At 50.3% G+C, this 25,515-nt stretch carries 26 protein-coding genes; 11 read left to right on the top strand and 15 right to left on the bottom strand.

Annotated elements, in window-relative coordinates:
- Positions 1 to 12: 12 nt before the first annotated feature.
- Entirely contained in the window at positions 13 to 1,107 is a 1,095-nt protein-coding gene (locus KU854_RS09485; protein WP_255555493.1) for an ROK family transcriptional regulator, read from the bottom strand.
- A 396-nt stretch (positions 1,108 to 1,503) separates the two neighbouring features.
- Between KU854_RS09485 and KU854_RS09480 the strand changes: the two genes are divergently transcribed.
- The 5 genes from KU854_RS09480 to KU854_RS09460 all read left to right on the top strand — a co-directional run bounded on the left by KU854_RS09480 (position 1,504) and on the right by KU854_RS09460 (position 5,659).
- A complete protein-coding gene (locus tag KU854_RS09480; protein WP_218358262.1) occupies positions 1,504 to 2,670 on the top strand; it encodes an MFS transporter in 1,167 nt (388 codons plus the stop codon).
- A 69-nt stretch (positions 2,671 to 2,739) separates the two neighbouring features.
- A complete protein-coding gene (locus KU854_RS09475; RefSeq protein WP_218358261.1) occupies positions 2,740 to 2,889 on the top strand; it encodes a hypothetical protein in 150 nt (49 codons plus the stop codon).
- 168 nt (positions 2,890 to 3,057) lie between these two features.
- Positions 3,058 to 3,708, top strand: a complete 651-nt coding sequence (gene grxB, locus KU854_RS09470; protein WP_218358260.1) for a glutaredoxin 2 — start codon at positions 3,058 to 3,060, stop codon at positions 3,706 to 3,708.
- A gap of 237 nt (positions 3,709 to 3,945) precedes the next feature.
- Positions 3,946 to 4,974, top strand: a complete 1,029-nt coding sequence (locus KU854_RS09465; protein ID WP_218358259.1) for a cytochrome-c peroxidase — start codon at positions 3,946 to 3,948, stop codon at positions 4,972 to 4,974.
- A gap of 64 nt (positions 4,975 to 5,038) precedes the next feature.
- Positions 5,039 to 5,659 carry an MOSC domain-containing protein gene (locus KU854_RS09460; protein ID WP_218358458.1) on the top strand — a complete coding sequence of 207 codons (621 nt, stop codon included), beginning with the start codon at positions 5,039 to 5,041 and terminating at the stop codon, positions 5,657 to 5,659.
- 49 nt (positions 5,660 to 5,708) lie between these two features.
- Here KU854_RS09460 and KU854_RS09455 read toward each other — a convergent pair whose 3' ends face one another.
- From KU854_RS09455 to ectA, 5 genes are all read right to left on the bottom strand, one after another.
- Positions 5,709 to 6,062 carry a DUF2750 domain-containing protein gene (locus KU854_RS09455; protein ID WP_218358258.1) on the bottom strand — a complete coding sequence of 118 codons (354 nt, stop codon included), beginning with the start codon at positions 6,060 to 6,062 and terminating at the stop codon, positions 5,709 to 5,711.
- Between the two features lie 156 nt (positions 6,063 to 6,218).
- Positions 6,219 to 7,631: an aspartate kinase gene (locus KU854_RS09450; protein WP_218358257.1), complete on the bottom strand. Its 1,413-nt coding sequence runs from the start codon at positions 7,629 to 7,631 to the stop codon at positions 6,219 to 6,221.
- A gap of 71 nt (positions 7,632 to 7,702) precedes the next feature.
- Complete coding sequence (locus tag KU854_RS09445; protein ID WP_054779588.1) at positions 7,703 to 8,089, bottom strand: ectoine synthase; 387 nt, start codon at positions 8,087 to 8,089, stop codon at positions 7,703 to 7,705.
- Positions 8,090 to 8,104: 15 nt separating this feature from the next.
- Entirely contained in the window at positions 8,105 to 9,370 is a 1,266-nt protein-coding gene (gene ectB, locus KU854_RS09440) for a diaminobutyrate--2-oxoglutarate transaminase (RefSeq protein WP_218358256.1), read from the bottom strand.
- A gap of 23 nt (positions 9,371 to 9,393) precedes the next feature.
- On the bottom strand, positions 9,394 to 9,939 hold the full coding sequence (ectA, locus tag KU854_RS09435; protein ID WP_218358254.1) for a diaminobutyrate acetyltransferase: 546 nt from the start codon (positions 9,937 to 9,939) through the stop codon (positions 9,394 to 9,396).
- Positions 9,940 to 10,449: 510 nt separating this feature from the next.
- Here ectA and KU854_RS09430 point away from each other — a divergent pair.
- A complete protein-coding gene (locus tag KU854_RS09430) occupies positions 10,450 to 11,895 on the top strand; it encodes a glyceraldehyde-3-phosphate dehydrogenase (RefSeq protein ID WP_218358253.1) in 1,446 nt (481 codons plus the stop codon).
- 68 nt (positions 11,896 to 11,963) lie between these two features.
- Here KU854_RS09430 and KU854_RS09425 read toward each other — a convergent pair whose 3' ends face one another.
- From KU854_RS09425 to KU854_RS09415, 3 genes are read right to left on the bottom strand one after another with little or no spacing between them, the layout of a single operon-like run.
- Positions 11,964 to 12,578 (bottom strand): PqiC family protein, encoded by a 615-nt coding sequence (locus KU854_RS09425; protein ID WP_218358252.1) that lies wholly within the window; start codon positions 12,576 to 12,578, stop codon positions 11,964 to 11,966.
- Positions 12,575 to 14,248, bottom strand: a complete 1,674-nt coding sequence (pqiB, locus tag KU854_RS09420; RefSeq protein ID WP_218358251.1) for an intermembrane transport protein PqiB — start codon at positions 14,246 to 14,248, stop codon at positions 12,575 to 12,577. Before pqiB ends, KU854_RS09425 begins: the two co-directional genes overlap by 4 nt.
- A complete protein-coding gene (locus tag KU854_RS09415) occupies positions 14,241 to 15,557 on the bottom strand; it encodes a PqiA/YebS family transporter subunit (protein WP_218358250.1) in 1,317 nt (438 codons plus the stop codon). Before KU854_RS09415 ends, pqiB begins: the two co-directional genes overlap by 8 nt.
- Positions 15,558 to 15,842: 285 nt before the next feature.
- Between KU854_RS09415 and KU854_RS09410 the strand changes: the two genes are divergently transcribed.
- Together KU854_RS09410 and KU854_RS09405 are read left to right on the top strand one after the other, a co-directional pair.
- Positions 15,843 to 16,091 carry a YdcH family protein gene (locus KU854_RS09410; RefSeq protein WP_418885849.1) on the top strand — a complete coding sequence of 83 codons (249 nt, stop codon included), beginning with the start codon at positions 15,843 to 15,845 and terminating at the stop codon, positions 16,089 to 16,091.
- Between the two features lie 80 nt (positions 16,092 to 16,171).
- Complete coding sequence (locus tag KU854_RS09405; RefSeq protein ID WP_218358249.1) at positions 16,172 to 16,561, top strand: nuclear transport factor 2 family protein; 390 nt, start codon at positions 16,172 to 16,174, stop codon at positions 16,559 to 16,561.
- Between the two features lie 181 nt (positions 16,562 to 16,742).
- Here the strand turns inward: KU854_RS09405 and KU854_RS09400 are convergent, their stop codons facing one another.
- The 4 genes from KU854_RS09400 to KU854_RS09385 form a co-directional block, all read right to left on the bottom strand.
- Positions 16,743 to 17,165 carry a hypothetical protein gene (locus tag KU854_RS09400; protein ID WP_218358248.1) on the bottom strand — a complete coding sequence of 141 codons (423 nt, stop codon included), beginning with the start codon at positions 17,163 to 17,165 and terminating at the stop codon, positions 16,743 to 16,745.
- Positions 17,166 to 17,290: 125 nt separating this feature from the next.
- The gene (locus KU854_RS09395; RefSeq protein WP_218358247.1) at positions 17,291 to 17,857 is read right to left on the bottom strand and encodes a hypothetical protein; all 567 of its coding nucleotides are present in this window, start codon (positions 17,855 to 17,857) and stop codon (positions 17,291 to 17,293) included.
- Between the two features lie 130 nt (positions 17,858 to 17,987).
- Positions 17,988 to 19,055 (bottom strand): aspartate/glutamate racemase family protein, encoded by a 1,068-nt coding sequence (locus KU854_RS09390; RefSeq protein ID WP_336245241.1) that lies wholly within the window; start codon positions 19,053 to 19,055, stop codon positions 17,988 to 17,990.
- Positions 19,056 to 19,161: 106 nt separating this feature from the next.
- Positions 19,162 to 19,890: an SDR family oxidoreductase gene (locus KU854_RS09385; protein WP_218358246.1), complete on the bottom strand. Its 729-nt coding sequence runs from the start codon at positions 19,888 to 19,890 to the stop codon at positions 19,162 to 19,164.
- A 104-nt stretch (positions 19,891 to 19,994) separates the two neighbouring features.
- Between KU854_RS09385 and KU854_RS09380 the strand changes: the two genes are divergently transcribed.
- Positions 19,995 to 20,963 (top strand): LysR family transcriptional regulator, encoded by a 969-nt coding sequence (locus tag KU854_RS09380; protein WP_218358244.1) that lies wholly within the window; start codon positions 19,995 to 19,997, stop codon positions 20,961 to 20,963.
- Between the two features lie 114 nt (positions 20,964 to 21,077).
- On the opposite strand, the gene KU854_RS09375 is transcribed toward KU854_RS09380, so the two are convergent.
- Positions 21,078 to 21,590, bottom strand: coding sequence for a hypothetical protein (locus KU854_RS09375; RefSeq protein ID WP_218358242.1), 513 nt, complete (start codon positions 21,588 to 21,590; stop codon positions 21,078 to 21,080).
- A gap of 285 nt (positions 21,591 to 21,875) precedes the next feature.
- Here KU854_RS09375 and KU854_RS09370 point away from each other — a divergent pair, with 285 nt between their 5' ends.
- Positions 21,876 to 23,477, top strand: a complete 1,602-nt coding sequence (locus tag KU854_RS09370) for a glycoside hydrolase family 3 N-terminal domain-containing protein (RefSeq protein WP_218358240.1) — start codon at positions 21,876 to 21,878, stop codon at positions 23,475 to 23,477.
- Positions 23,478 to 23,520: 43 nt separating this feature from the next.
- On the opposite strand, the gene KU854_RS09365 is transcribed toward KU854_RS09370, so the two are convergent.
- A complete protein-coding gene (locus KU854_RS09365; protein ID WP_218358238.1) occupies positions 23,521 to 24,333 on the bottom strand; it encodes a LysR family transcriptional regulator in 813 nt (270 codons plus the stop codon).
- A gap of 119 nt (positions 24,334 to 24,452) precedes the next feature.
- Between KU854_RS09365 and KU854_RS09360 the strand changes: the two genes are divergently transcribed.
- Positions 24,453 to 25,505: an aldo/keto reductase gene (locus KU854_RS09360; protein WP_218358236.1), complete on the top strand. Its 1,053-nt coding sequence runs from the start codon at positions 24,453 to 24,455 to the stop codon at positions 25,503 to 25,505.
- Positions 25,506 to 25,515 lie beyond the last annotated feature (10 nt).

Raw genomic sequence — 25,515 nt, 5'->3', positions numbered from 1 at the left:
TGTATCGCAACCCTATGCAGGGACTTTTCTGTCTCCCAACAGCGCTAGACTGTCGGTAAGTTTTAATTCGGGTGTGAGCAATTTTTGCCATGCCATACAGGCGGCACCCATGGCGGCGGCTTGTGGGCCAAGCAGGGAAAACTCAATATTGGGTTTGACGATTAAAGAGCCTGCCAATTCTTCTGAATGGCGTCGGAGTGAGGCCGCAAGCTCTGAGCCGAAAGACATCCCGTTGCCGCCAATAACAATGCGGCGAATGCTCATCAGGCTGCATAAATTCACCGCAAGCGCAGAAAACTCCTCGATGATAACGCTGGGTGTCGGTTCCGCACCGCGCATTAGTTCCTGACTATTAAACTGGCCGGCCATGTGGTCGTCGCCGTAAAAAAGCTGGCGGTTCAAAATGATACCTACGCCAATCCCCAATCTATGGTAAAGCTCCCTGGCATGGTGGGTGGAGAGCAGGACATAGAGAAAATGGTCGTAGGGCAGGCTGCGCTGTTGCATCAATTCCCCCCAGGCACCGCAGTTTGCGTCGTTGTCGATAAACACGGGATAGGGGAAGTGACGTTTGAAAATAGGGGCGAAGTTGATGGGCGAGCGGATATTCAGCGTATGAGATACCAATAGTTGGCTTTTCTCCGGATTAACCAGGCCCGGGATACCGATGCCTATTGCCAGAATACGCGGAAACAGCTTCTGGATTGCTTCAACACTTGGCTGTAAGGCGAGAATAACGGCTCTTTCGAGGGCAGCTTGGGTGTCGAGCGGCAACATATCGTGATAAACCACCTGACCCAGCAAGTTGACGACGGAAACTTTCAGCATGTCTGAGTTTATGTCCACGCCGATCAAGACACCGAAATCCGGGTTGAAGATCAAGGAAACTTTGGGACGACCCCCTTTGTTGACTGGCATCTGGGGTTGTTCGAACAGCATACCAATCTCGAGCAAATGGTTGACGGTTTTGGTGACCGTCGACTTATCCAGCTCAAGCTTTTCCGCCATCTCAATGCGGGATACGCCGGGAGACTGCCACAGCGTATTGATGATTCGGGCGGTATTGGTGGTTTTGCTCAGTTTCACTGACAAGATATTAGTTTCCAAAAACAACTTAATTCGTTGGGTATCTTATTGATAGTGTTTAAAAAAACAACAGCACCACGGAAAAACTTCGACTCAATGAAAACTTAATGTTTATACGTTGAAGTGAATCGAAGAAATATGAAAAACGGTAAGTTATCAATTAGCACGCAGCCAGCAAAGTTGCCGATCGCAACTAATTAGTCGCAAGGTATAAGCATTTCGCCGTCTGACGGTTTCGGTTATTGCACCAAGGAGGAAGCTATAGCTATGAGACACTACCGCCGCTATTACATCCACGGCCGTGGCTAACTCATTGGGTGGTTGGGGTATACAACAACCCTTTCACAAATGGGGTTGATGCCTGCTGGCCAATGGAGGGATACTCGAGCTTACAACACAGCACGGGATATTCATGGAATGAATAAAAATGTTTGGCTGTTGGCCTTGTGCCAGGCGCTGTTGATGAGCGGGAATATCGTGCTTATTTCAGTGAATGGCTTGATTGGGCAACAGCTCTCGCCGAGCGATACCTGGGTCACCTTGCCGGTTTCAACACAATTTGTCGGCTTGATGCTGGCCACGATTCCGGCCTCATTAATTATGGCGAAAATCGGCCGTAAAAACGGTTTTATGCTGGGTAACATTATTGGAATTTTAGGTGCGTTGTTGTGTGTCTATGCCCTTAACCGCGGAGACTTCTGGCTATTTTGTTTTGCGACATCACTGCTCGGGATAGGCATTGGTTTTGGTACGCTCTATCGCTTCGCAGCGGTAGAAGTGAGCGCGCCAGAGAGCAAAGACAAAGCGATTTCACTTTCGATGGCTGGGGGCGTTTTGGCCGCCATTATGGGGCCAAACCTTGCGATAGCCAGTCAGGACTGGCTGCCCGGCGCGCACTTCAGCGGAGCATTTCTCGGTATTACCGGGCTTTACGTTATCTCCCTTGTCGTGCTTCAGTTTATTGGCTTACCCCCTGCAGTGAAGCAAAATGATCAGGCTGTGCAAAGCTCTGTCGGGCAGATTCTGAAAGCTCGCGGATACCTGCTTGCCGTATTTGCAGCAGTGGTTGGCTATGCAGTAATGAACCTTTTAATGACAGTCACGCCGATTGCGATGCACCGGCACGGTTTCCATTTTGAACAAGCGGCAATAGTGATCGAATGGCATGTTCTGGGTATGTTTGCGCCGGCATTTATCACCGGCAGCTTGATAGGCAAAATCGGTACGCGAAACACCATAGTGCTCGGTAGCCTGTTCTTTATAGGCTGCATTTTGATCAACCTGAACGGTATGACTGAGTGGCATTTTCGGGCTGCTTTGGTCATGCTGGGGATCGGCTGGAACTTTATGTTTATCGGCGCGACCAGCCAGCTAACGCAAACCTATTTGCCGCAGGACAAACCCCGGGCACAGGCGATCAACGAATTTGCCGTTTTTGGCAGCGTGACACTCACCGCGCTGCTCGCCGGTAATCTGGAAGTGACGCTGGGGTGGCAAACCCTTAATTTGGTGGTACTTCCCTTTGTTTGCGTGGTGCCTTTGCTGTACCTGATGCTAACCCGCGCCAAACCGGTAGAGGTGTGATAACACGACGCAGCAAACCAGGTGGTGCTATCTTTAATTAGCCTGGTGTGATGTAGAGGAGTGCGCCACATGGAACTGGAAAATGAGCGCGGCGATAAGATGCACCTTGCTGATGATCTTACGCTCAAGGAAATGGTTGATATGGGTTTGTTGGTCGTCATTTCTGACACCAATGACGACAGTGAAGAGTGCTGGATACCCGCCGACGATATTGATTGATAAAGTGCCCCGGAAGGGGCATTTTTCCGCCCCATCCATTCATCTAGACAATACAAATTCCTGACCTGTGATCTGAGCAGTCCGGTGCTTGTTGCGTTTGTGTCTGTTGGCACTAAAATCAGCGCGTCGCACAACGTTTGTGTGCGCCTGTTTCAAAAAGGATGTTGGATGAAACTGTACGTGTTTGATCACTGTCCCTTCTGCATAAAAGCAATGATGACCGTGGGTCTGAAAAAGCTGGACGTTGAACTGGTTTACCTTCAAAACCATGATGTAGAAGCGCGGATAGAAAAGGTAGGCGCGAATCTGGTGCCTATTCTGGAGAAAAGTGACGGTAGCTTCATGGCAGAAAGCCTCGATATCGTCGCTTATTTGGACAACCTTGATGGGCAACCCGTATTGGGCGAAAGCCAATTCGGTGAGCGTATTTCCACATGGCAAACGGCAGCTGGCTATTTTGGCTCGCGGCTTTTATTTCCGCGCTGGATGATGATCTCCCTGCCGGAATTTGCGTGTGATGAAGCAAAGGCGTGGTTCACCAAGAACAAAACGGAAATGATTAACAGGCCTTTTGATGACGCCTATGCCAAAAGTGATGAGTATATCGCCAAATTGAGCGTCGAGTTACTCAAGCTGGACTGGCTGGTTCCGCCATCGCAGCGTGGTAATCAGCTCACTTACGACGACATCAATATCTTCCCAACGCTTCGCAACTACACGGTGATCAAAGGGATCCGCTATCCGGGAAATGTGCGCCAGTACATTGATGAAATGGCCGCGCTTACCGACATCGCTTTGTATGATTCTGTTGCGGTTTAGCCCCTAACCTGATTCGGTTTTGAGAAAGAGGAGCCTGTTAGCGCTCCTCTTTTTGTTGGTGGCTTTTCGCCACGATCGCACCAGTGTTTTATCTATATCAAACGGTTAATACAGCTGTGTCACCCTGCTATCCCTGCGGCATCGGGATTCCCTTTTAAAGCTATCTGAAATTCCAATTGTATTGCTTCGGCGCTTTATGCTCAGATGATTTGAAATTGCTGCAGCGGGAGGTGGCTAATGAAGCAAAACAACGCAAACTTTATCACCACAGCGCTGATATGCGTGGCACTCTTTCCTGCCGCCACTTCCTACGCTTTGCCGGACGCCCAGCTAAGAGATCTGTCCAACCGGCTTTTTGGTCCCTTACCTGACACCATGCCTGGAAGCGGGCAAGACACGGCCGCCATGGCTTCGCTCGGCCAGCAACTGTTTTTCGAAAAGGGCTTGTCTGCCAACGAAACGCAATCGTGCAATACCTGCCATGACTTGACGGGTTCTAAATCGGGCACTGAACCGCGTTCTGTGTCACAGGGTGCATTGGGATTGACCGGCACACGTAATAGCCTGACGGTGTGGAATGCAGGCTTCCAGTTCTCACAGTTCTGGGATGGACGTGCTGACTCGCTGGAAGAGCAGGCAAAAAGTCCGCTTCTTGCACATCATGAAATGGCCTTGTCATCGGGGCTGGAGGCTGAAAGGGTCTTGCGCGAGCGCGGTTATACCCCGGCGTTTGAGGTTGCGTTTCCCAATCAGGACGATCCTGTGACCTTTGATAATGCCGCCAGGGCACTGGCGGCATTCCAGCGCACTTTGATCACTGCTGATCGCTTTGATCGTTGGCAAAAGGGCGACGATAACGCTCTGTCTGCAAAAGAAAAGCGGGGGCTGGAACGTTTTGTATCAACAGGTTGTAACGCCTGCCATAATGGCCCGTTAATGGGCGGTCAGCTTTTCATGAAAATGGGACTGGTCAATCCGTATCCTAACCAGATAGACAAAGGCCGGGCTCATATTACCGGCAATGCAGCGGACGACTTTCTGTTTAAGGTGCCTCCATTACGCAATGTGGCGAAGACAGCGCCTTACTTTCATGATGGTGCTATATATTCGCTCGAGCAAGCCGTCAAGGATACTGCCTGGCACCAGCTCGGGGTAAAACTTAAACCTGATGCCGTCGAAGATATTACGGCTTTCCTGAAGGCACTGGACAATGAGCGTGAGGTGAATTTTACCGTGACCGACAACGAGCAAATGAGAGAGGAATAATTTCGTGCAAACCTTATTTGCCCTGGAAGGGGTATACCGTGGAAACGTCCAGCAACAGTTCGGGATGCGAACGGCGATGGGCAAGTCGCGGATTGAAGAGCCGCTGTTTTTGTCAGCAGTGGGACTCGAGGGTGACGAATGTGCCGAAACACGGTTTCACGGTGGCGAAGAACGTGCACTGCATCAATACCCGGCGGAACACTATCTTCACTGGCAAACGCGATTCGGGATTCAAACATGGCAGGCTCCCGGGATGGGAGAGAATATCAGCACTCTGGGTATGCTTGAGACAACCGTGTGCATCGGGGATGTCTATCAGTGGGGTGAGGCAGTCATTCAGATCAGCCAGCCACGCTCCCCTTGCTACAAACTGGACAAGCGTTGGCAGGTGGAAGGATTTGCACAGCGAATGCAAGACAGCGCGCGTTGCGGTTGGCTATACCGGGTTCTGACGCCGGGTTTCGTCAGCGTGCATGAACCATTGGTGCTCATCGAGCGCCCAGCTAATGCAGTGACGGTGAAAGAGACGTCAGATATTTTCTTTGTAGATCCGTTAAACCCGCAAGGATTGGAACGCTTGGCAATGCAAACTGCGTTGTCTGAAAGCTGGCGCGGCAAAGTGCTACAACGTATCGAAACCGGGGTGGTAGAGAATTGGCAGCACAGGCTGACGGGGAAAAGTTAGCGGCGGGTGATATAAGAAGGCGCAGTACGAAGACTGCGCCATGGCGGGATTAGAGGTACATTTTCGCCAGTTCTGATGGCTCGATTTCTTTGCCATCCAACTCTGCGTTCCAGTTGGTACCTACCAACACGCCATCTTCATCCAGCGTGATCAGCCAGTCTTCAACGAACACATCCAGTGGGATCTCAACCACTTCGAAGTCTGCCCACTCTTCCACGTTGTGATGCTCCGCATCTTTTTTCGCAGACCAGAAAGGCATCACTTCGCTGCTTTCGAACTCAGTTGAGTCACATGCCAGCCAGCCGTCTTCTTCGTTCTTCAGACCCCAAACTACGTTAGTGCGTTTGGTTTCTTCAATGAAAAGCATCAGGTTTGCCTGAATGTCTGACGTTAATTTGCTCATTGCTTTGCTCTCACAGGAAAATTCGCCGCTAGAGTAACACTTTATGGCGCATTCTGTCTGTTTCGTTTCGGTAAACGAGAGGGAATTTCTGTCGGACGGCCGAAAATAAAAAGCCAGCGCCCGGAAAGGCACTGGCTTCTTGCATGAATAGCGCTGTTATGCGACGTTTTTCTGTGCAGCCTGGGTAAAGAACTCATCATGCAGTGCTCGGATAGCAAACTCGTACATCTCGTCTTTTACCACAAACTGTACGTTCACATTGCGCATTGAGGAGTGAACAGCAATCGGCGAAATGTCATTGCGCATCAAAGCCAGTACGCCACGGCTCAATGTAGTGTTGGTGTTGATCTCGGCACCAATGGCTGAAATCAAAGCCACCATGTGACCGGTGATTGTCGCACTTGGGAAGCGTTTCTCAGCGCGATACAGCACCTTGTTCAGGTTCTTGGCGACACCGCTCAGGTAATAAGTGATGGAGTTGGCGTTCATTTCCTTACCGACCAAGCTGACGCTTTCATCGGCAATCATTTCCATCATGTCGTAACCGACGTTGTCGACATTGCCAACCATAGCCTGATCAAAGATATGCAGTGCGAAGACTTTATTTTTCCCTGCGATGATCTCGATATGCTCAGCATCCGGCTGGTAAGAGCCAGAGATCAAAGTGCCCTGATGCTCAGGTTCGAAGGTGTTCTTAATCTGCAGCGGAATACTTTGTTGGCGCAGGCCGGAGGCAGCGTTCGGGTGAATCGCTTCCATGCCCAAATTGGCCAGCTGATCAGCCACATCGAAGTTGGTCTGGCCGATTGGCAGCACATTCTCAGGCCCGGCAATACGTGGGTCGGCACTGCTGAGGTGATACTCTTTGTGGATGATAGCGAGATCCGCTTCCGTCAGGCAGGCAACACGGCTGAACGTCATTTCGCTGTAACCGCGGTCATAAGTCTTCATCAGGCCTTCGTCGCAATAAGCATAACCGGTCACAATGGGCAGCTCATTGCTGACATCAATATCAGCGAAGGCACTTTCAATCACACTGTCCAGGCTGCCGCTAAGCTTGTTGTCCCAACCTGAAAGGTCAACAAAACGGGCGTTGACGCCGAGCGTCCTGAGTTTGAGTGCGGTGTTATAAGCACTGTGCGCTTCACCGATAGATGACAGAAACTCGCGGATTTGTGGCAGGTATTGGCGCAGGGTGAATTGACCATAACTACAGGTCGCGAGAATGTTGCTGATACAGTCACGCGCTTCCTGCAAGCGCTGGGAGATAAAGTTATCTGCACGGGTGCGGTTCAGGGGGTCGGCGAACAGATTCTCGTTGATCAGCATCATGCGCTGTTCAAGGGTATCGAATCCACTCTGCCACTCTTCATCGCGTTGAGCGACGCGCTGGTAAATACCAGGCTCACCGGTGCGTTTACATTCCAGCAGCGCATCGGTAATACCGCCATAAGCGGAAACCACAAACACGCGGTTATAAGGGGAAACTGGGCGAAGAAAAATATTGTCGAGCACGGCATCAAAAGCCGACATGGATGTGCCGCCGATCTTTTCTACGGTGTAGGTCATCGTTGAAATCCTTGTCTGCGAAAAAGGAAAAGAGAAAAGGGGGGCTTAAGCCCCCAAATTAGGTGAGGCGATCAGTCAACCAGAGGGTACACGCCATTTTCATCGTGTACTTCCTGGCCGGTAATGGGCGGGTTGAATACGCAGGCCATTACCATTTCCTTATCTTTATAGGCACGCAGGTAATGTTCGTCGTGCTTGTCGAGGATATAGAGGGTTCCCGGTTTAATAGGGTAGGTTTCTCCCCCTACAACTTCGATTTCACCTTCACCGGACATGCAGTAAACCGACTCCAGATGGTTCTGGTAGTGGATGTGGGTTTCTGTTCCCTCAAAAATAGTCGTGATATGGAAAGAAAAGCCCATTTTGTCGTCTTTGAGCAGCATGCGCACGCTTTCCCATGTTTCGGCTACGACACGGCGTTCGCTGTTCTTACATTCTTCGAGTGTTCTTACGATCATGGTTCTTCTCTTTCCTTAAGATGCTTTGCGGGTGAGTTTGTTGGCAATGTCTACGGCAGCCTGTTCGAAAATTTGCAGGCCTTGTTCCAGCTCAGACTCACTAATAGTGAGTGGGCAGAAGAACTTCACCACTTCATCGTTTGGACCGGCAGTCTCGATCACCATGCCTTTTTCAAAGCAGCGGTCAGAAATTGCGGAGGCGATATCACCGTTTTTACACTCAATCCCCTGCATCATGCCGCGTCCTTTAGCTTGCACGAACAAAGATGGCAGTTTTTTCAGCGTACGTTCGATCGTTTTGGCGACCTGCTTGCTGCGCGCAGCAATGTGGTTTTCAAACTCGTCGTTACTCCAGTAGCTTTCGATCGCCTGAGTGGCGGTAATGAAGGCATGGTTGTTACCACGGAAGGTGCCGTTATGTTCACCCGGAGACCATTTGTCGAGCTCTGGCTTGAGCAGTACAACTGCCATTGGCAAACCGTAACCACCGATAGATTTCGACAGAGTGATCATGTCTGGCTCAATGCCTGACGGCTCAAAGCTGAAGAAAGTACCCGTGCGGCCACAACCTGCCTGAATGTCATCGACAATCATCAGAATGTTATGTTTGGTACAAAGCTTACGAAGCTTTTGCAGCCACTCGTTGGAAGCGACATTCAGACCACCTTCGCCCTGCACGACTTCAAGCAATACAGCCGCAGGTTTGTCTAGACCGCTTGAGTTATCGTTCAGCATGGTTTCGAATAGCGCCAGGCCATCAATGTCGGCATAACCTTCATAAGGCAGGCGGGTAGTGCCGAACAGAGGCATGCCTGCGCCGCCACGATGGTGTTGGTTACCTGTGGCTGTCAGTGCACCCATGGTGCAGCCGTGGAATCCGTTGGTGAAGGCAACAATGTTGGTGCGGCCAGTGACTTTACGGGCCAGCTTCATTGCTGCTTCCACGGCGTTGGTGCCTGTTGGTCCGGTGAACTGCACTTTGTAATCAAGTTGCCGTGGTTCGAGAATGTGATTACGGAGTGCGGTTAGGAAGGCGGCTTTTGCTTCAGTATGCATATCGAGGCCATGGGTAATGCCATCACTGTCGATATAATCCATTAGCGCTTTTTTAAGTACAGCATTGTTGTGCCCGTAGTTCAGCGAACCGGCACCGGCAAGAAAGTCGATATAGCGCTCACCACCCTCAGTGGTCAGCCAGCAGCCCTTTGCCGATGTAAACACAACCGGAAAGCTGTTGCAGTATGACTTAACGTTTGACTCTTGCTTGTTAAAAATGTCCATAAGGAATCCGTTTCTCTTTTTAATTAGTGAGTTTTTTTCAAAGGAATGCGGTAAAGGAACTCTGTGTCATGCTTGCCTTTGAAATGGCGTTCTTCATCCAGAAACACCGACACTTTTCCTTTATTGCCATGGCTGGCATCAAGTTTACGGAACAACGCCCAAGAGCCTTGGTTTGACTCAGTGATGGTTGTTTCTACCGCCAGTAGATCGTCGAGGTGGGAGCGCATCAGCAGCTCTTGCAGCATTTGATAAGCCAAACCCAAACCGCGCATCTTCGGAGAGACCGCTACCTGCCACACAAACAGCACATCGGGGTTATCAGGTTTACGGTAGCCAGAAATAAAGCCAGCGATTTCTCCATCGTACTCGGCGAGAACGCAGGTTTTGTTGAAATGGGAAGACTGAAGGAAATTGCAGTAAGAAGAGTTTTCATCGAGCGGGGGGCAACTAGCGATGAGTTGATGAATCGCGATGCCATCTTCCCTTTTCGGTGTGCGGAACACCCAAGCATCCTCATCTGTCCTCAAACGCTTTAGTGCTGCGTTTTGATAAATCGTCTCTGTACTCATGTATCCAATACATCCTTTAGTGGTCTAAGCATTTAAGCCCTTTAAATGATACATCTGTTGGATTTTTTATCAAGTCAGCGTCGACATTTTGAGATTTTATGCCTGTAAGGCGCTGTTATTATTTGGATTAAAAATTATGGCTCAAAAGTAATACATTTAGACGTGTAATCATTTTATCAATAAAACGTCATATTCAGAGGAGGGAACAGGGGCAATCCAGCGTGGATACTTATTTGACGTCGCGTAGTAAGTGAAAGCAACCCGGAAGGAGAACATTTTGTTGTTGTAAACTTTCAATCATTTTTTGTGTGCTGGGGAAAAGTGCCGTGATCGGACAGTAAAAAATCTACGCAAATACCTTTAATGTATTGATAGTTATACATAAAGAACGGTGCTTAATTTTACTAGGTTAATAATTGCCCACCCTTTAGACTCGTCGCCAAAATAATAAAAACAGCCCTCTCAACTCTTTTATTTACCTAACCTTCAAAAAGGCGAAAGAAAGTAACGATGAGCCCAGAACAATACCTTACCCAATGGCAAAAAAGTCAGAGTGACGCCGAAACCATGTCGCTAATGATCGGCAAACTCTATCGTGAAAAAGGTGTAGAAATTCAGGTCTATGGTCGCGCAGTGATCAACGCAAGCACCATTGATTTGATCAAATCTCACCGTGTTGCGAGATGGTATACCGGTCAGGAAGTTTCTACTTCCCAGACGCTCCTTATCCTTGAAGCGTTATCTACTATGGCGTTATCCCCTTGCCGTATCGATATAGGCCGACTGGCGAGCCAGTACTGGCAAGCACATGACGATACCGAGCAACTTGATGATTTTCTCCAGACAGCAATCGCAGATTTGCCACCAGCCACGAGTCTTAAGAAGCCCAGAGATATCGTGTTGTATGGCTTTGGCAGAATCGGCCGTTTAGTAACGCGCCTGATGATAGAAAAAAGCGGGCCGGGTTATCCCCTGCGTCTCCGCGCGATTGTTGTACGTGGCGGCAAAGATGGCGATCTTGAAAAGCGCGCCAGCTTGCTGCGCCGTGATTCTGTCCATGGGCCATTCAATGGCTCAATTCTGGTGGACCACAGCCGCAATGCACTGATTGTAAACGGCAACTATATCCAGATCATTTATGCCAACCATCCGTCTGAAGTGGATTACGAAGCGCATGGCATTCATGATGCTGTGGTGGTGGATAACACCGGTATGTGGCGTGATGTGGAAGGCTTGAGCCAGCATCTGACTGCCAAAGGCGCATCAAAAGTGCTGCTGACTGCTCCGGGCAAGGGTGACATCAAAAATATCGTGTTTGGTGTAAACCACACCGATATTGAAGATAAAGACACCATTGTTTCAGCGGCAAGTTGTACCACCAACGCTATTACGCCGGTGTTGAAAGCCATGAATGATCGCTATGGCGTGGAATCAGGCCATATTGAAACCGTGCATTCGTTCACCAATGACCAGAACCTGATCGACAACTTCCACAAAGGTGATCGCCGCGGCCGTGCTGCATCACTCAACATGGTGCTGACCTCGACCGGTGCGGCTAAAGCGGTCGCTAAAGCGTTGCCTGTGCTGAAAGGTAAACTGACCGGAAACGCTATCCGCGTGCCGACCCCGAACGTGTCGATGGCCATTGCCAACCTCAATTTGGGTAAAGAAGTTGACCGTGATTCGCTGAATACTTACCTGCGTGAAACCGCGTTGATGTCACCGTTGTCCGGTCAGATTGACTACACCCAGTCAACGGAAATCGTGTCTTCAGACATCGTTGGCTCTCGCTATGCAGGTGTTGTAGACAGCGAGGCAACCATTGCTGACGGCAACCGCTGTGTGCTTTACATCTGGTACGACAATGAGTTTGGCTACAGCTGCCAGGTGATTCACTGTATGGAGCAGATGTCGGGGATCATGTATCCAACGGTGCCTGCGGTGAAGCAGGCATAAGAGTCTGCATGCAATGAAAAAGCGGCTATCAATGCCGCTTTTTACTTTTGGGGAGACGGGTATGCTGGCTACCCCTTGATTGGAACGCCGCTACCCGCCCGCGTTTGGTTGGCTAAAATCCGCGCCAAGGCGTTAATCAGTTGGTCTGTCGCTACCGACAGTGCATTAACCAGTGCCGGATAACCCTCTTCCGCCAACGGCTCCTGATAATGGAACGTTTCTGACCGCACCAGCTCGCCGTTTCCATCCAACAGGCTCCATTCACCGGCGACCTGTGCATTGCCGGTGTAGCTGCCGTTGAACTGTTCAAAATGCAGCAGAAGGGTGAAGGCCGCTGTTTCGTTGATGGGTGCGCTTGCGGTTACTGGCCAGAGAGACGGGGATTTTGCGCGCAACCCGGCAATCACCCGCTGGGCAAGTTGTCCGGAAAGATCTTCTGCCCACAAATTGTTCTGTGCCACCACAATAGCGTTGTCACTGGTCTGATAGACAATACCAGTGCCAGACAAAAGGCTTGCCAAGGTAATGGGGGCGACCACTAACAAGGGTTGTCCATCCCGGTAGGCGAGCGTTCCGGCCGCTGGCTGCGCCGTCAGCAAGAAGTTCTGTGTCGGTGTCACCGGTGTTGAGGAGCAGGCAACCAGCAAAGTTGCCATTAATCCGGCAGTGATGATCTTTTTCATTGGCGGCTTCCTTTCACAGGGACAGGGTCAGATTTACCGTCCGTGCCGAATATCAGTGCATCCGGCTCGGCATTCAGGGTTTCCAGCAGTGGCTCCAATTCGCCAAGAACGCGGTTGAGCTGGGAAATGGCTTGCTGCAATTCGAGGTACGAATCAGAGCCAGGACTGAAGCCTTTCAGTGTTTTCTGCAATTGCTGCAAGCTTCCTTGTACCTCTTTGGGCAGTTCCTGGGTTTCTTTTTTCTTCAGCAGCGTATCGAGCGTGGCAAGAGTTACCGCCAGCTCCTTGCCGACACCCTCGAACGACGCGACGGTTTTTTTCGTTGTTTGAAGTGTCGTATCGAGGTTTTCGAGGGTTGTCTCGATAGGCAGTTTGTTCAGCTTGTCGAGAATGTTGCCGACTTGGCGCTGGAACTGGACAAACTCACCTTCGACCGTTGGGAAAACGGGATAACCGAAATAGATATCATTGGCTTCAGTATCCGGTACGTCAGTGTAAAAATCGGTATCGATATACAAGGCGCCAGAAAGCAGATTGCCGGTTTTCAATGTTGCGCGCAGCCCCTTCTGAAAGGCAGTTTTGAAGTTTTCGGCCAGTTGCGTTTCAGACTCTTCGGTTGAAGTGAGGTCGTAAATCCGTTCAAGTTCAATATGCACCAGAATAGGGATATTGCCGGTACTGATGGCGTCTTTCTCTGACAGATGAAGCGGCACTTTTTTTACGGTACCAATGCGTATGCCGCGGTATTCCACCGGTGCATCGGGTTGTAAGCCGCGAATGGACTCCGAAAACAGCATGGCGAACGGCAGATAGCTTTCATACATTTTCTCCCGCATCTGTTTCACATCGTCATACAAGGAAAAATCGACCATTTGCTCGGTCACGGGCGAGCCTTCCGGCGAACCTTCGGGAACAGCAAAACTGACGCCACCAATGATCAGGGTTTCCAGTGATGCAATCTGCACATTAAAACCTTGCGCATTGAGCTGGATATCCAGCCCGGAATTGAGCCAGAAACGGGTGCGGGTGCGGACAAGGCTGTCATAGGGCTGGAAGATGAAAAGCTGGTAAGTGGCCTTTTTATCTTTCACATCAAAACCGACTTTCTCGACCCGCCCGACGGTGTATCCCTCGAACAGTACCGGGTCGCCAACAGCCAGTTTGCCTGCCTCATTCGACGTTAACACCACCCTGAGCCCTTTGGCATCTGGCGGTGCTACAGGCGGAGAATCCAACACGGTGAAGTGTTCGCGTTTTTCTTCTGATTCGCCGGGACGGAGTTCCAAATAGGGGCCAGAAAGCAATGTCTCAAGGCCGGATACCCCTTCGGTGCCGATACGCGGCTTTACAACCCAAAACACCGTGTCTTCCCGCAACATCCGCTCAGTGCCGCTGTCCATGCGGGCGACGAGTTTAATTTCGTTGTAATTCTCACCAAGCGCGACATCGGTAATGGTACCGACTTTTACGCTGCGTGCTTTGATCAGGGTTTTTCCCGCCTGAATACCGTCTGCGGTTTGCACTGTCAGAGTAATCTCTGGCCCTTGTTGGCTCATGTACTGAAAAATCATCCACACCCCGGCAACAATCGAAACCAGTGGGATGATCCAGACAGCGGAAAAGCGTTTCGCCGGTTTGACTGTCGCCGTGTTTTTTTGTTCGTTATCCATTCGGCAAATCCTGGGTAGCGGGTTTTGTCGTGATGGCAGGGGAGATGGCTTCCTGCGTCCAGAGCGCTCTTGGGTCATAAATCATGGTGGCGATCAGGGTGAAGATCACCACAAGGGCAAAATAGGCCACAGCCGGGCCAGGAGAAATACTCATCAAATTATTGAACTGCACCAAGGCGGCAAGCAGTGCGACAACAAACACATCAATCATTGACCAGCGGCCGATAAGCTCGATAAAACGGTACAGCTTGAGCTTTGCCAGCGAGTCGTCAGGATGATGGGTTGTTTTAGCAGTCATCAACAGGTGGAAAAGGATCAGCATTTTTGTCAGCGGCACAATCACACTGGCGGTCAGAATCACCAGCGCGATGGGATAAGAGCCCAGTTGCCAGAGCAGAATGACACCGTCCATGATGGTTGAAGACTCGGTGCTACCAAAGCTGATGGTGTACATCATGGCGTAGAGATTCGCCGGCGCATAAAGTACTAGAGCCGTGATCGCCAACGCGGCAGAAATGGTCAGGCTTTTCTCCGGGTTATACGGTTGCAAGGCACTGTGACAACGTTGACAGGCATCCGGCATATCGCCGTTTTCATCCGGGATATTGATGCAGTGGCAGAGACGGCAAGCGGTGTGGTTTTGGCTAAGGTGTGTATCACCGGCTTTCACCTTTCCGGTCGGCATTGGCCGAAACAGGTGGTGATAAAGCCAATGCCTGTCTGTCGCCCGGGAGATTTTTACCAGCATCAGGGTAAACAACATAAACGCCCAGAACGACTCGCCCATCACCACGTCGGTCATCGCTGCAATTTTGACAATGCTGACCAAAACGCCCACCAGGAAAATATCGACCAGCAACCAATGCTCGATACGAAACACAAAGCGCAGCAGTTGCTTCACCCACCACGAATCCCCCGGGTAGTCTCCTTCTTGCTTTTTCGCGGCCAGTACGAACAACACCATCAAGGCAAGAACATAGCAGGCAGGCAGCAAAATAACCGTCAGCACCAGTAAAACGGCGAGGGCATTGTTGTCGAAGTAATGGAAAACGCTGAGCGCATTGAGCAGTACGATGTGGTGCGAGAGTCCCTGCACACTGATCGTCATAAAGGGAAAAACCAGGCTTATTGTCAGTAACACCAGACAGGTCGTGCCGATGGCCAATACCTTTTGGTGCGAATCGATAACCTGCCGGAACAAGGTATGTCCGCAACGCGGGCAACAGGCATTTTGCTCACCACTAATCGCGGGAATGGCAGAAACCAGACCACACTCCAGACAAGGTGCCAGCGGTGTTCGAATCGTCACTCTGCGTAAATTCCCGTTCATCAATTTGAAGCAAGTATAGAAATTGTCAGGTGCGGCGTTTGACTATCGTCTGGGGTTCCAAATTCTGAAACAGGCTGTAAGGGCAGAGGAATGTTTTGCTGTCATGACGGTGCGCATCCACGAACGCCGCGTATTCGCGAAAAGCTTTCATGTGCACTTAGTGAGATGTTCATCACTAAACGCTGCAAGACCCGCGCAATGTGAACGCACTTTCCGACTGGGCTGCTACTTTTTACACGAAGATAACGCTGAACAAAGAGGCCCATGATGTTAGGTGAAAGCCATTCTCTAAAACACGAATTTCCAGAGCTCGAAAACCTGATTGATCACCTGATTGCATCGGACATGCATTTCGCCAAGGAAGCCGCCCGTTACAACTCTCTGGACACAGAAATCCGCAAGCTCGAACTCAAAGGATCTCCGATTGAAGACGAAGACATGAAACGGCTGAAAATGGAGCGCGCCGATCTCAAAGACGAACTGTATGAGCTGCTGCAAAAAGCCAGCCAGTAGGTGCGACTTTACGCCATTGATTGACGCAGAACAAAGCGCGCGAAAGCGCGTTTTTTCGTGGTGAAGGATACGAGGTAGTAATGCACGATAAAGAAAAACTGGAGCACAACAAAGAAGCTGCAATGGACTTCTACCGCACCGCGTATTTGGGTGAACCCGCCAAAGCAGTCGAGCTGTATGTGGGCGACTATTACACCCAGCATAATCCGGCTGTGGAAGACGGCAAAAAGGGTTTTATTGCGTATTTTGAAAAGATGCACCAGGACTTCCCGGACAAGGACATCGCGTTTCTGCGTGTGATAGCAGAAGGGGATTTGGTGGCATTGCATACCCGCCAGCGTTGGCCGGGCGGCGACGAATACGTCACCATGGATTTCTTCCGATTCGACAAAAAGGGCAAGATAGTCGAACACTGGGATGCCATTCAGCAAGTGCCAGAAGAATCCGCCCACAATAACACCATGTTTTAGTGGATGAAGTGCTCTTGGTTCTTCCCCCTTTTAAGGGGGAAGTTAGATGGGGGTTTTGGTTTTTGATCTTTGGGGCGTTTTGGGCAAAACGAAGTAGACGGCTTTTCTGTTCGAGAGAAATGGCTGCTAACGCAGCAAAAAGAATGTTATTGCCTATTGACCGGAGAAGGGCTCATATGTGTTAGGTATGCTTCCGCCGCTCTTCGACTAAATCTTGCAGAGTATGCTTATTACTAAGCATAAACTCCACTCCTTGTAAGGTCATCTGCCACTGCCCCAAACCACAATCTTCTCGGTTTACACGTTTTACAAAGCCTTTGTTATCTAGATTTATCAGTTTCACTTCTAACTCTAATGGTGAATATTCATTATGATGTATCGCAAGCTCGTTGGTCGAGATAGGAGTGTTTTCCTCGTAACCGTCGTGAAGAATAAACTGCATAAAATAGATGTCGTGTTCGTCAGGGGCATAGGTTTCCTTTCGACGTGATGAGGTATTTATCGATTCTTGAGTGGTGACTTTTTTGTGCAGTGACCAAGAAATAAAAACTGCCAAAATAGTTGCTACACCACCAATCAAAGCACCAATAATCGTTGAGTCCATATATTCCTCTTTAATGCCTAACAACTGAATAACTGGAGCTTACTAAGCCAAATCTGATTTAAACGCCTAAATTTCTGGATAGCATTAAAAAATGCGCTTCGAGTAAACGTCCACATTCATTCTTGTTATCTAACATCTACTCCGGAATGTAGATCACATATAGCGTTCACAATCGGCTGAACGTCAAATCTTTCACCAAGGACTTCAAATATTGCAGTATCAATATAAAAAGCCCTGAACAAATGGACAGGCACGCCGTCGCTCTCAATTTCTCCACCAACATACGAAGGAATAATGAATCCTACAACAGGTTTTTCGTTTAGGTATTTGTCCAAATTCTCATCAAAATGCTCAAGACAATTTCTAAGTTTTCTGCTTTTGAGTGGATTATTACCATCTATATTAAAGATACTTCTTAACTGCGACGCTCTTTTTTGATGAATTTTATTTTCCCCTTTTGTAGTAGGCCAAAAATATCTGGATATAGATGCAGCATGAAGAAATACATTATGTAGATGATTCAATATTTGATCAGTCAACTCACCTGTGAGTTCATATTCACCATTTTTCTTGTTCGTCATGCTGGCAAATGAATGAATAAAATCTATAGATTCCATTGCTGCTTCACAATGGAATCTTATAGCTTGTCCATAAAATGCCACATAAGGTGGCTGAATGCCTTCAAATATCATGCTGGACTTTTCCTAATTAAATAGCAACTTCTGGATCTCAAAAAGGGCCAAAATTCAATCAACACAACCTGCCATCTCTGCTTAAACCTCGCACAAAAAACTGGCAGATTGCGTCGTGATTAATTCAGTTTTATTTAGCCGTTGGCTTGGATACCGCGTGACGGGACAGCGCGGCAAAGACATCTTCATCGCTCAGCGCTGCCTGCGGGAAGACTTCAATACCAAGCGCAGTCAGTTTTGTGGCGACATCCGTTGCGCTTTCAGAGAAAAACAGCGTTGGCAGATGCGAGTAGCTGCCACGGATTCGTTCGCCACGCGCCGCCAGGAACTGCTCGGTCAAATTGAAGATGCGCTTTTGGATATCGCACAGGGAAGGTAAATCCTGAACACTTACGGCCAGCGGTGCCAGCCAGTCGCAATGCTCACCATGGTAGCTATCCAGCGAACTTTCCAGCGTATGTGCTTGCCCTTCAGCGCATTGAAGACTCTCTGCCAGCACCTGAGATGCATCAATCACCTCGATATTCAGGTTCAGTCGCCCCTCTTTTTTGAAACGCTCAACGCTTATCGGCGTTAACGCCAGAGGCAGTTCAGTACAGCCCAACACCACTTTATTGCAGTCGTGGCGCTCGGTTTCAGCGTTGATCACCTCGCAAAGCAGGTTCTCTGCCTGTGCAGTGATTTGTGCCGTTTTAATACCAAACTCGCTGTTGTAAATCGCGTCCATCACCTTGGCCTGATTGGCACTGTCCGGTGCAACACTGTCGAGCCCAAATTCCGCCAGCGCCTTCTGATAAAGGCCGGAGCAAACCAGGCTGGTGACACCCATCACCAGAATGCGTTCTTCACATCCACGCTGGCGTTTGGCTGTTTCGTTGACCATATCGACAAAAGGAACGGGAACATTCGGCGTCAGGGTGCGGAAAAGTTCATGAGCACTGTTGCAAGCAAGCCCCAGCACCGATGCGCCAAGGTGCTGCATAAAACGTAGGGTGAAGGTGGCGGTATCGTGCTTTCTCAGCTCCGGTTCATCGGCCGGCTGCCACTCAACCCCCACTTCTTCCGGTTTGTAGGCCAGGCGTGAATTTCCAAACACCAGGTATTCTGCGCTTTGGTGCTCAGGGTTGGCGGCAATCTTTTCGACCAGATCGACCATGGCTTCATTACCCATGCCGCCGATGATTCCAATTCGTTTCACATTGATTTCCTTACTGCATTATCAATGGCGAGCAATATATCGATAATTCAGAAAGTTACATTTATATGTGTCACGAATTCCACTTAAAGTGTGTGGTTTATAGGAGTTAAAGACGAACGCCCCCATCGACGGTCATGACCGCATTGCGCATGGGCAATGAACCGTCGGAAAGCAGGAAGGTAATCGCGGGCACCAGATCGTCAGCGACCAATGCCCGTCCGAGTGGTGTTGAAGACAGTCCTTCAGCCAATGCTGCAATGTCGTCCTCAGACATGCCAGCCTTAGCCTGAATCTCGGTCAGAGTTACGCCAGGACGGACAGTGTTGATTCTGATACCGCGTCCAGCCAGTTCCACGCTCGCCACACTGGCAATGGCTTCAAGTGCTGCTTTGCTGGCGGTGTACACGGCGGTGGAAGGCCAGGTTTTATCCAGCACAACGCTGGATACCATCACCACACTCGCGGGGTTTTTCAGCAGTGGCAAGAGCGATTGCAACGTCAGCAATGGCCCGGCCATATTAATCGCAAAGGTATGGTTGATGTCGTCGGCGGAGATTTCACCGATGGGCTGCGGGAAAAAGACACCCGCATTTAACACCAGGCCGTCGAGGGTAATATCGGCTTGCTTGAGTTGTTCAGCCAAAGCCGTGATTTCCACCGGGTTGCCGCTGTCGCAGCGAAACGCCTGAACACCGGATTGGGCGGATACGCGGCGCAGCTTTTCTTCATCGCGTCCGGTGACGATAACGGTGTTTCCCTGGGCTGCCAGTGTTTTTGCGGTTTCCAGTCCAATGCCTGCTGTACCACCCGTCACTAAAATCGTTTTGTTTTCCATGATGCTTCCTTGTTCGTGATTGACAGGCTTATCCTAGCGGTTGAATTGTTCGCCTTTTAGTGCCTAATATGGAATCAATTTGTTGCCAAAAGGGAAACATTGGCATGGAGCAATTACACCAACAGTTGCCGAACATCTACGTGTTCAGACTGGTGAGCGAGCTGGGCAGTTTTCAGGCAGCGGCAAACCAGCTGGGCTTGCCGCGTTCTTCGGTCAGCAAGAAAGTCTCTCAGCTTGAGCAGTATATGGAGCAGCGCCTGTTACAGCGCAGCACACGCAAATTGCGCCTGACGGAAGATGGCCTGCGGCTGATGAATGCAACGGAATCACTTGGTCAACTGGTGGGGGAAACCCGTCATTTGCTGATGGAAGGGCAGGCGGAACCGGCGGGGAGGGTGGTGATCAGCACATCGACACTGATTGGAAGACAGTACCTCACCCCGCACGTGAAAGCGCTGCGCCAGCGTTTTCCCAAAATTACACTGCAGCTTGATTATTCCGATGATGTGGTTGATCTGCTTGAAGCGGGCGTTGATATTGCTATCCGCACCGGAAAGCTGCCGGACTCGACATTGGTGGCACGCCCGATAGGGACGAAAACCCACGGCACTTTCGCCGCGCCTTCTTACCTTGCCGAACACGGCAAGCCGAAAACGCCACATCAACTCAAAGATCATGACTGCATGGTGTTCAAGAACAACGCCGCAACGATGAACCATTGGCACTTCACCCACCCAAACGGGGAAATCCAGTCCGTTGAAGTGAAAGGTGCCATTGTTGGCAATGATGGCAGGGCGATGGTGGATTTGGCTGTGGAAGGTTTAGGCATAGTGACCGTCGACCCGAACACCATTTCAGAAGAAATCGCTCAGGGGAAACTGGTACCGATTCTGACGGAATGGCAAAGCCCTGAAAACAAGCCGGTTCAGTTAGTCTGCTTGGGCCGGGAAACCCGAAGCAAGGCCGTTGATGCAGTGTGGCGTTTTCTGGCGGAGGCACTGTCCGACAATATTTCGCCAGCGATTTCCGTTGACGGAAAATTGGGGGCAGGCGTGAGTTCAGAATGTCAGTAGGTTGAGGCGATACATGTGCCTTGAAATGCCTCGATTGGTTGTGATGAGAGTTTTTGGATTGCAGCAGATCGCAAAGGCATCCTTGCTATTCCGTGTTTGAAATCCCTTTCCTGTTCAGTCATTTCTTTCCTTTTCCATCTCCATCTCATTCACCCCTAAAAGTTTTCTCGCTGTATTTACCATCATGCCAAATGAAAACTGCTCTGGGATATCTTGCTCTTTGGCGAGTTTCTGGAATTCAGCGTTTAGCTCATCCGCTTTTTGAGTGTCAGGTGCGGCGATCAGGTAGGAAGTCTGGTAGATGTAATAAAGGGTCGCGATTGCCAATAAAGAGCCATTTGATTGCGCGTTGTTCAACAGGTCTAAATAGGCATTCACATCTTGGTCATGCTCTTTTTCGTAGTAAGCAATCAAAAACAGGTAAAACCATGCATCACCTGCTTGTTTTCCGTTTATGAGTTGGAGAAACGTTTCTTTGGCGAGTGGATAGCCGCGACTGTGGTTATCCACCACGATTTTCTTGGCAAGCTGGATTTGCAGAGCGTCGGGCGACTCACTGGCACAGACAGTGGGTGCTCCGTATATCAGCGCTAATAGCAGTAAGACTTTGCTGCTTGAACTTTTCAATATGGTTAAACCCGCTTCCTCATCCCTAAGTTAATGATACAAGAGTGTGAGGCATCCCATTCGAGCTAACCGTATTGAATCTGAAATTCCCGAATAGTTTCCCAACCCAATCGCATCTCACTGTGAAGATGAATACCGTCGCAAAACGAGATGATATCAGGTTGCTCAATAAAGCATTTCCAGCATCTGGGATCTCAAGAAAACAATCACATAGCATTCCAACTTATGCTCTCCTACACCCGTACAAGCCGCGTAGGCAACAATAGGAAACGTTGAGGAGAAAACATGAACCCAATTGAGCAACAGATCGCCAAATGGAGCCTGAAAGAGAAAATCGGGCAACTCTTTATTCTGGCGTTTCCCGGAAAGACGGCAGACACCGCTGCCCAGATGATCGCTGAATATAACCTCGGCGGTTGTTACCTCAGTCAGGACAATGCTGAAACCTTCGAAGAAGCACACGTGCTGAACAAAGGTTTGGATGCCTTGCTCAAACAACACGACCGTTTACCACTGCTCCTGGGTGTGGATCAGGAAGGCGCGTGGGGCGTGCTGGTGGGTGAGTCAACAACTGGCCCTGGTAATCTGGCGTTGGGCGTGGCTGAAGAGGTGAGCGGCACGGCCAACATGTACCGTGTATTTGGCGAAGAAATGCGAAGCGCAGGCTTTAACTGCATTCTGGGCCCGTGTTGCGACGTTAACTTAAACCCAGCATCACCGATTATTGATACCCGCTCGTTTGGGGATGTGCCGAGCAAAGTGAGTGCCCATTCCGCGGCAGCAGTGAAAGGGTTGCATCAAGGTGATATCGTCGCCTGTGCCAAGCACTTCCCCGGACATGGCGATACCCACGGTGACACCCACCGGGAAATCCCACGGGTGGATAAATCTTATGATGAACTGAAAGCCAACGACCTCGCGCCGTTTCAGGCGGCGATTGATGCCGGTGTCGATCTCATCATGACCAGCCATATTCTCTATCCGCAACTGGATGATTCAGCCCCTGCAACCTTGTCCCCGGTGATCCTGCAAAATGTTCTGCGTGGGGATATGGGCTTTGAAGGTATTATCATTTCTGACAGCATGAACATGGGGGCTATACAGAATCACTATCAACCGGTTGATGCTGCCGTTAAGGCGATGAAAGCGGGCATTACCATGATCATGCTTTCGGAAGAGCACTATGATCACTCCGATGCTTATCTTGATAAACAACTGGCGATGATCCACGGCCTGATTGATGCGGTGGAAACTGGCGAGCTGGCAGAATCCGTGATTGATGATGCGGTAAAACGCGTTGTTGCATTCAAGCTGGCGAAACTGGTTCCACAAACGCTTTACCAGCCATTCTCGTTTGCAGAAAACCGAGAAGTCGCTCAACAGGCTGCGAATGAGGGTGTGGTATGGCTGCGTGGTGGCCTCAAAGACGTTGCCGACAAGCCGCTTTACCTTTTGAACGCCACACCAAAATCGAGCTATCACAACCTGATGAACCCGCGCGGAATCGGCCCCAATCAAGCGCAACCGGCATTTGACGCTTTCCGCGATGAACTGGCCAAGCTGCACACCCACTGTCAGGTCGTCACTAAAGACACGCTGCCAAACCTGGATGATGGCTATCTGGTGGTCGTCACCGAAAACCACCCACTTCCGGGTGAAGATTTTGATCAGGTAGAAGCGAAACAAACGGTGCAGCAACTGAGCCGAGATTTCAGCAACCTTGTCGTTGTTGGTCTGCGAAGCCCTTACGATGCCTTGGAATACCCGGATGTGGTGAACTACCTTTGCGCCCATTCACCAAGGCCGGAAAGTGCAGTCGCAGCAGCGCGGGTATTGTTGTCGAAACAAGCTGCTTCGACAGGGGTAGCAGTGAGCAGGGTGAACTGATTTGCGATAAACCATTGAGAGAGGCGTTTTGCCTCTCTCTTTTTTACCCATACACTCGCCCAATCCTCTCAATCAGCCGCCGGACTTCAGGCAAATATCGGTCTTCATGATGGATCACCAGCCACTGGTCGTGACTTAGCTCGTCAATAACGTCGCCTTTTTTCACCAATTGCGGGTAGCGGTTGCCGATAAATGTGGGAAGCAGCGCGATGCCTTTGCCTGATAGCGCCAAATCCAGACTGTTTCTTGGTGCGCTGACTTCGACAAGCACATTGTCGCCCGCGGTTTTTGCAAGCCAGCGGGAAGATGGGGTATCGGCCAGCGTTTTTATCCATCGTTCGGGGGCGCTTTCAGTGCCGAAGGCGGCAAATTCAATGCGCATCAGTTTTCGACAGACGAGGTTTTCTTCCAACGGACGCTGGTTGCGAAAGCCAATCACCACCTCGCGGTGAGAAATATCCAACACTTTTTCCGAAGCAATAAACCGGATGCAGCAGTCTGGCGGTGAGCCGGAAAGATCGTCGATATGATCCAGCAGATATAAAGTCGTCCAGGTACCGGCGGAAAGCTTTATCAAGGGAAGCTGCCGTTTTTGCGAAGGCGTCGTGAGTTGGTGCAGTTTTCCCTCGATCCCCTGAAGCTCATCAAGCAGTGCTTTCCCTTCTGCAAGAAGCTCATAACCCCGATCATGGCGGGCAAACAATTCACAGCCCAAGGCTTTTTCCAACGCATACATTCTTCTGCCCAGTGTTGCGGGGCTTTTGCCTGCCACTCTGGCCGCGTTGGATAATCCGCCTTCGCGCGCGACGGCGAGAAAGAGTTGCAGATCGTTCCAGTCCACTTTCTTTTCGCTCATGAAAAGACCTTGTCATTCTGTTTCGTTGATGAAATACGCCATTCCCCTAGTCTAGGAAACAGACAGGCAATGCAGCGTCCCAACTCAGGGACGGCATCCAATGGGAAGAGGAAGTGACAATGAAAGACGAGATAGTATCAACTGGGCTAACCCATAATCCGCTCGGACGCACAGGCCCCATCGTGTCGCGCTTTGCGCTGGGAGCCATGACCTTTGGCAGCGAAACGTCAAAGAAGGAGGCGTTCAATCAGCTTGATCTCTTTGTCGAACACGGCGGCAACTTTATCGATACCGCAGATGTTTACGGCGGTGGAGGCTCGGAAAATATTATCGGCGAATGGGGCAAAGCGCGGGGAGGGCTGGACGACCTAGTTATCGCCACCAAAGGCCGATTCGCGCCGCCAGCGGGCAGTTTCGGTGCCTCAAGGCGTAGCCTTATCCGCTCAGTGGAAGCCTGCCTGAAAAGACTACAAGTGGAAGCGATTGATGTGTATTACATCCATGGTTGGGACAAAGATACGGACATTCTGGAAACCCTATCGACGCTGGATGATTTGGTTCGAAGCGGCAAAATCCATTACACCGCTTGGTCAAACCTGACAGGGTGGCAGTTGCAGCGAATCATTACCACCGCAAGAGCCTATAACCTTCCAGTACCCACAGCACTGCAACCCCAATACAGCCTGCTTGAGCGCGGCATTGAATGGGAAGTGCTGCCGTGTTGTCTGGAAGAGGGAGTTGGCCTCGCGCCATGGTCACCGCTGGCAGGTGGTTGGCTGACAGGAAAATACAACGCCGACATCAGACCAACAGGCGCAACCCGTTTAGGCGAAGACCCAAACCGTGGCGTCGAAGCCTACGATATCCGCAACACCGAGAAGACGCACCGCGTGTTGGCCGTACTTGCTGATATTGCCAAACAACACCAATGCCCAATGTCAGATATTGCTTTGGCATGGCTCGGCGCAAAACCCGGTGTGTCATCCATCCTGCTCGGCGCAAGAACAGCGCAACAGCTAAAAGCGAACCTCGCCGCCGCGAATGTCACCTTACCAGACAAGCATATCGCAGAGCTGGATGCGGTTTCTGCTCCGGGTTTACCTGCGTATCCGTATGGGTTTCAGGAGCCTTGGTCGGGCATGGAAGTTTGGGAGAAACTGAGGACGAGGTGATTGGAGGTTT

The organism is Enterovibrio paralichthyis (assembly GCF_019209835.1).
Taxonomy (GTDB): Bacteria; Pseudomonadota; Gammaproteobacteria; order Enterobacterales; family Vibrionaceae; genus Enterovibrio; species Enterovibrio paralichthyis.
The sequence above is the reverse complement of the archived record's forward strand: the minus strand, read 5'-3'. Positions and strand labels throughout refer to the sequence as shown.